Annotated in this window: 4 protein-coding genes; 3 read left to right on the plus strand and 1 reads right to left on the minus strand. The window is 40.4% G+C overall.

The features are described 5' to 3' along the window. Positions 1 to 4: 4 nt before the first annotated feature. The 3 genes from serS to AAEU31_RS20035 all read left to right on the plus strand — a co-directional run bounded on the left by serS (position 5) and on the right by AAEU31_RS20035 (position 4,521). A complete protein-coding gene (gene serS, locus AAEU31_RS20025; RefSeq protein ID WP_135925091.1) occupies positions 5 to 1,309 on the plus strand; it encodes a serine--tRNA ligase in 1,305 nt (434 codons plus the stop codon). Positions 1,310 to 1,483: 174 nt separating this feature from the next. Beyond that, the gene (locus AAEU31_RS20030) at positions 1,484 to 3,028 is read left to right on the plus strand and encodes an arylsulfatase (protein WP_421968113.1); all 1,545 of its coding nucleotides are present in this window, start codon (positions 1,484 to 1,486) and stop codon (positions 3,026 to 3,028) included. 170 nt (positions 3,029 to 3,198) lie between these two features. After that, the gene (locus AAEU31_RS20035; RefSeq protein WP_421968114.1) at positions 3,199 to 4,521 is read left to right on the plus strand and encodes an ABC1 kinase family protein; all 1,323 of its coding nucleotides are present in this window, start codon (positions 3,199 to 3,201) and stop codon (positions 4,519 to 4,521) included. A 298-nt stretch (positions 4,522 to 4,819) separates the two neighbouring features. Here the strand turns inward: AAEU31_RS20035 and AAEU31_RS20040 are convergent, their stop codons facing one another. After that, positions 4,820 to 6,157 (minus strand): site-specific integrase, encoded by a 1,338-nt coding sequence (locus AAEU31_RS20040; protein ID WP_421968115.1) that lies wholly within the window; start codon positions 6,155 to 6,157, stop codon positions 4,820 to 4,822. Between the last annotated feature and the right edge of the window lie 238 nt (positions 6,158 to 6,395).

Consider the following 6,395-nt stretch of genomic DNA (forward strand, 5'->3'; position numbering starts at 1 on the left):
GAACATGTTAGATTCTAAATATTTACGTCAAGATATTGAACAAGCGGCTGCACGTTTAGCAACGCGTGGTTTCGAGCTTGATATTGCAGCAGTGACTGCTCTTGAAGAAAAACGCAAAACATTACAAGTAAAAACGCAAGAACTTCAAAGCGAGCGTAATGCAAGTTCCAAAGCTATCGGCCAAGCAAAAGCGAAAGGCGAGCACGAAAAAGCACAACAGCTGCTTGATTCAGTTAGTAATCTTGGCGACCAACTAGACAGCGTTAAAGCAGAGCAAGATGCAGTGTTAGAAGAGCTTAAGCAAATTGCACTTGCTATTCCAAACTTACCTGATGAATCAGTACCTGTTGGTGAAGACGAAGATCAAAACGTTGAGATTTCAACGTGGGGTACGCCTAAGTCATACGACTTTGAAGTAAAAGATCACGTTGATGTTGGTCAAGATGTTAACGGCCTAGACTTTGAAATGGGCGTTAAAATCAGTGGTGCACGTTTTACCGTTATGCGCGGTCAAGTTGCACGTATGCATCGTGCTCTTACGCAGTTTATGCTTGATACACACACAGAGCAAAATGGCTATACAGAAATGTATGTGCCTTACCTAGTAAATAGCGCAAGCTTATACGGCACAAGCCAATTACCTAAGTTTGCTGGTGACTTATTCCACACTTTAGGTTTAGTGGATGACGACGGTCAGCAACAACCAGGTTTCAGCTTAATTCCTACAGCGGAAGTGCCGCTTACTAACAGTGCTCGTGACGAAATTTACGACGAAAGCGACTTACCAATTCGTTTAACAGCACATACACCATGTTTCCGAAGTGAAGCGGGTAGCTATGGCCGTGATACCCGTGGTCTTATTCGTCAGCACCAGTTCGACAAAGTTGAATTAGTACAACTAGTAAAACCTGAAGATTCAATGCAAGCGCTCGAAGAGCTAACAGGTCACGCTGAGCAAATCTTACAAGCATTAGAGCTGCCATACCGTAAAGTGATTTTATGTACAGGTGATATGGGCTTTGGCGCAGCAAAAACTTACGATTTAGAAGTTTGGTTACCTGCACAAAACACCTATCGTGAAATCTCATCATGTTCAAACATGGTTGATTTCCAAGCACGTCGTATGCAAGCGCGTTTCCGTCGTCAAGGCGAGAAAAAACCAGAGCTACTTCACACACTAAACGGTTCAGGTTTAGCGGTTGGTCGTACCCTTGTAGCAATCTTAGAAAACTACCAACAAGCAGACGGCTCAGTTATCGTGCCAAAAGTATTACGTCCATACATGGGTGGCTTAGAAGTAATTAAATAGGCTTAATTTTTTAGTCATTTTATGAAACCGCATTGGGAAACCATGCGGTTTTTTTTATTTTTTGATAATAATTAATTGCGGTAAGCAGTATGTTTAGTAAACTAAAAATAGGTACTATCAGTTTTAAAACTAAATCACATAGTATTTTATTACAATACACGAAGGACTGCTGTTATGAAAAAACTACTCGCCGTAGCATCTGCTGCTTTGTATTTAGCAAGCTCTGTCGCTTTTGCTAAAGATAAGCCCAATATCCTCATAATATTCCCCGATGATGTAGGCTGGCAAAACATCAGTGCATATGGCCTAGGTACAATGGGTTATAAAACCCCAAATATTGATAAACTTGCCCATGAAGGTGCAATGTTTACCGATCACTATGCACAACCATCATGTACTGCTGGTCGCGCTGCCCTTATTACCGGCCAGTACCCAATCCGTAGTGGCATGACAACTGTTGGCAGACCCGGCGCAGAGCTTGGTTTAAAAGCAGGCTCTTATACCCTTGCTGAGGTTCTTAAAGAGCAAGGTTACGCTACAGGTCAATTTGGTAAAAACCACTTAGGTGATCGCAACGAGCACTTACCAACCGTTCATGGTTTTGATGAATTTTTTGGAAACTTATATCACTTAAATACGCAAGAAGAATTCGAGCAACGTGATTATCCAAAAGACCCTGAATTTTTCAAAAAGTATGGTACGCGAGGTGTTTTACATACTTACGCAACTAATGTAGATGATAAAACGGTTGATCCACGTTTTGGTAAAGTGGGTAAACAAAAAATTGAAGATACCGGCCAGCTTTCTCGCGAACGTATGAAAAACGTAGATAAAGAGTTTATGACTGCAAGCCTAGATTTTATCAAGCGTGCAAAAAAAGCTGATAAACCTTTCTTTGTTTGGTTTAACCCAAGTCGTATGCACATGTATACGCGTTTAAGTGACGAAAGTCGTTATTTAGCTGAAGAGTACACCACAGAGCATGATTTATACGGCAGTGGCCTAATTGAACATGACCAGCAAGTGGGTGAGTTAATGGCTGCGCTAGATGATATGGGTGTACTTGATAACACTATCGTTATTTACTCAACAGATAATGGTCCTGAGCACAGCGCTCGATTACACGGCGGTACCACACCTTTCCGTGGTGAAAAGATGACAACTTACGAAGGCGGCGTACGCGTACCAATGATTGTTCGTTGGCCAGGTAAAGTCCCTGCAAATACGATACTAACGGGTATTCAATCGCACATGGATATTTACACAACCCTTGCAGCAGCAGCGGGTGAACCAAATATCGCGAAAAAAGCCCTTAAAGAGCATAAGCAACCGATTGATGGCGTAAATAACTTAGATTATTGGTTAGGTAAAACAGACGAAAGTGCGCGTGATAGTTTCCTTTATTATTACGAATCAAGCATCAAGGCTGTGCGTTATAAGCAGTGGAAACTTCATTTCGAAACGAGCGAAAACTATTACGCTCAGTATGAGAAGCAAAAGTTCCCGATCATCTATAACTTACGTATGGACCCGTTTGAAAGCTTTGATGGCTTAACAGACCGTTCAGACATTGTGCAAGCTAAGCAATGGCTAAATGAGCCTGTGCAACATCTACTTGGTGAACACATTAAGTCATTGACTGAATATCCACCACTGCAAAAAGCAGCGAGCTTTGACTTTAGCCAACTGATGGAACAGTTGATGTCTGGTAAGCAGTAACACTCAATAAAACGATTTATTAAGTTGTTAATCTAAATAAATAGCCGCATCGGGAAACCATGCGGCTTTTTTAGTTTTATGCTAATGGGCAAAAGATTGTAAAAGCTAAAGTGGATCTAAAACCGAGCAATCAACGTATTCAAAGCATTAAGTTAATAGTGTGAAACATTATGAGTAATAAACAAAAATCTGTTCCAACATCACGGTTTTCACGCGCTGTTCGGCTTGGCTCTTTAGCTAGTAAAGTGGCGGGTAATATGTTGTTTGAAGGCACAAAAGCATGGGCGGCTGGCAAGCAAACATCACGACAAGAGTTATTGTTACAGCCTAAAAATATTCAGCGCTTTGCCGAACAGCTTGCAAATCTGCGTGGGGCTGCAATGAAATTGGGCCAGCTGTTATCTATGGATAGCGGTGAATTACTCACTCCTGAGCTATCTGCAATTTTAGCAAGGCTGCGTGCAGAAGCGACACCTATGCCGCAAAAGCAATTAGTCAAAGTGATGCGAGAGCACTGGGGCGATGCGTGGCTAGAACAATTATCACACTTTGAACTTAGGCCATTTGCTGCGGCATCAATAGGGCAAGTGCATATTGCTTATCGAGAATCGGGCGAAAAGTTAGCAGTTAAAGTGCAATACCCAGGTATTGCAAAAGGCATTGCCAGTGATGTTGATAACTTAGCTTACCTTTTGAAGCTCAGTGGCTTATTACCCAAAGAGGTAGAAATACAGCCTCTTATCGATGAAGCAAAACAACAACTTATAAACGAAGCAGACTATGAATTAGAAGCCAAGTATTTAAAACGCTACAGCGAGTGCTTAAAGGGCAACGACAATTACCTTATTCCAAATGTGGTTGATTCGCTTAGTTCTTCTCAAGTATTAGTCATGAGTTTTGTTGAAGGACAAGAGCTAGAAGCACTTGCAACTGCAGAGCAAACGATTCGTAATAAAGCTGCTCAGCAGTTACTAAGCTTATTTTTACAGGAGCTATTTAGCTTTAAATTAGTTCAAACAGATCCAAACTTTGCCAATTATCAATATCAAATCGACAATCAACGCTTAGTGCTTCTAGATTTTGGCGCAACCCGCGAACTACCTCAGCATATTAGTGCTGGTTACTTACAGTTATTATCTGCCGCGAATACTAACGATAGAGCAGGTGTTGCAACAGCAGCACAGCAAATTGGCTATTTTCAACAAGGGCTTGCGCAAGAATATATAGATAATGTCGTTGATATATTTCTACTCGCCTGCGAGCCACTGCGTCACCAAGGTGAGTATGACTTTGCTTATAGCGACTTACCAAAACGAATCAAAGAGCTCGGCCTAAAAATGAGCACCGCCTCAGAGCATTGGCACGCACCACCCGTAGATGCTCTGTTCGTACACAGAAAACTAGCGGGCCTGTTTTTAATCGCTGCAAAGCTAGGCGCAAAAGTGAATGTGAACAGTATTTTTAAGGAGTTTGAAGCACAGAGGGATAAATAATAGAGCGGGAGTTTGGGGCGTAGAAAAATGGTCGGCATAGCAGGATTTGAACCTGCGACCCCTGACACCCCATTTTTTCATGGGCTTTATGAAAAGTAACTATTAAACAATAGGTTAAGTTGTTTTTAGAGGGGTTTGTTGGTCACAAGAATCGCAAAAATTTAAAAAATAAAAATTATCTAAAACAATAAGTTATGTATCTACCACCACTGTATTTTGGGATGTGATTTTGGCAAATAATACTCTATCCCAGAAACACGAAACCCCCAATAAATGGGGGTCGTTTGTATCTGTTTTTTTACTTTGTTCTCACTATAGCTGGTTTAACTGTATTCCACTTTTCTCTTCCAGTGAGGTATATTTTAGTAGTGGATTTTTCTGAGTGAGCTGCGCGCGCTGAAGTATCATCTTTGATTTCGCCTTCAGTATTATCTTCTTCAAGCAGAAATAAGGCCAGTGCTCTGATTTCATGAAAGTTTGGCCTTTTACTTTTATCTAAAGAATTCATTTTGACTTCAATGAACTCAGGAACATCTCTATTCTCTCTGTAGTCATAATCTGGATTCTCTATGAATGTAGTTAGGTTTAGCGCATCTCGAACTGCTGAAAAACCTCCACCGATGTCCGACGATGGTATTTGGGTGACATGACTGCATCCTTGAGGAACTTTGATAACAAATTTACCAGTTTTTTCGCAACGTTTTTTATTCGTCGGCTTCTTAGCTTTGTGGACGATATATGGACTTTCGATACCATCCGCTTTTGACTCATCGATAACTTTTTTTATTTCAGCTGTTATAGGTATTTTAACCGCTGATGCAGCTTTACTTTTATTTTTCTTACGTTTAATTTTTAGCATTCCATAAACTACTAATGCTTCATCAGTTGCTTCTGAAACTTTTACGTAAGATTCTGACTTGATATCCCATGCTAGAGGGGTTTCGAAAAACTCACAATCGTCATAGCGCATATTACTTATTTCTGCAGCACCATGTGTTGTTTGAAGAGCTAATTGCATGGCTGTTTTTATATGTCTAGGTGCAGCCTTGAGTATTTTATTGAATGTCTCAATAAAAAGGCGCTTACGCTGTTTAGATTCTATTTTACGGAATTTAAGGAATTTTGCTGGGTTTTCATCCATATAGCCTTTATCCATAAGTTCTTCGAATACGGTTTGTAAAAATGACAATTTGCGGTTTCTTACATTATTCGATGAAGCACCATGATACTCGTCTAGATATTCACTCACATGTCCTCGGCTAATTGATTTTGAAAACTGTTTACCAAAGAATAAATGAAACCTTTCTAGGTCATTGCTTAGCGTTTCTTTGCTAGATTTAGCATTACTTGCTTTCTCGTCAAAGATTGCCTTCACTATATTCGGCCAAACATCAGTAATCTTCACATTAAATCTATCTTTTGTTTCCAAAATGGCCTCAATAGATGTTCGATGTTTTTGGTTGTAAAGTAGCACTGCTTCTATTGCCTTATCTAAGGTTGTTTCACGAGGAAAGTATGTCTCTTTCCCATCTTTTTTCCTGTAATACCAGCGTTCTTCGCCGTTGACTGCTTTTGAGTAAAGGCCAACTGGTAGGTTCTTATTTTTTGCGCTTCTTTGTCTACCCATACTGTTCATTACGAAGCCTCCAGCAGTGTTACTAAATCTAAGGTGTCTAAACCTTGTTCTTCGACAAACACGAGCCAAAGTCCGCCTCGCTTTTCTCCTCTTAATTGTCCTGATTTTATCCAGTTGTTGTGCTTCAATGAAACCGGACACTAATTTAGGTGGTATTATTACCACTCAAACAGAGGTGTTCTATGACAAAACAACGTCGCTCTTTTTCTCAAGAGTTTAAACTTAGTTCAGCAAAATT

It is taken from the genome of Pseudoalteromonas thalassia (genome assembly GCF_049257215.1).
GTDB classification, from domain to species: Bacteria; Pseudomonadota; Gammaproteobacteria; order Enterobacterales; family Alteromonadaceae; genus Pseudoalteromonas; species Pseudoalteromonas lipolytica_C.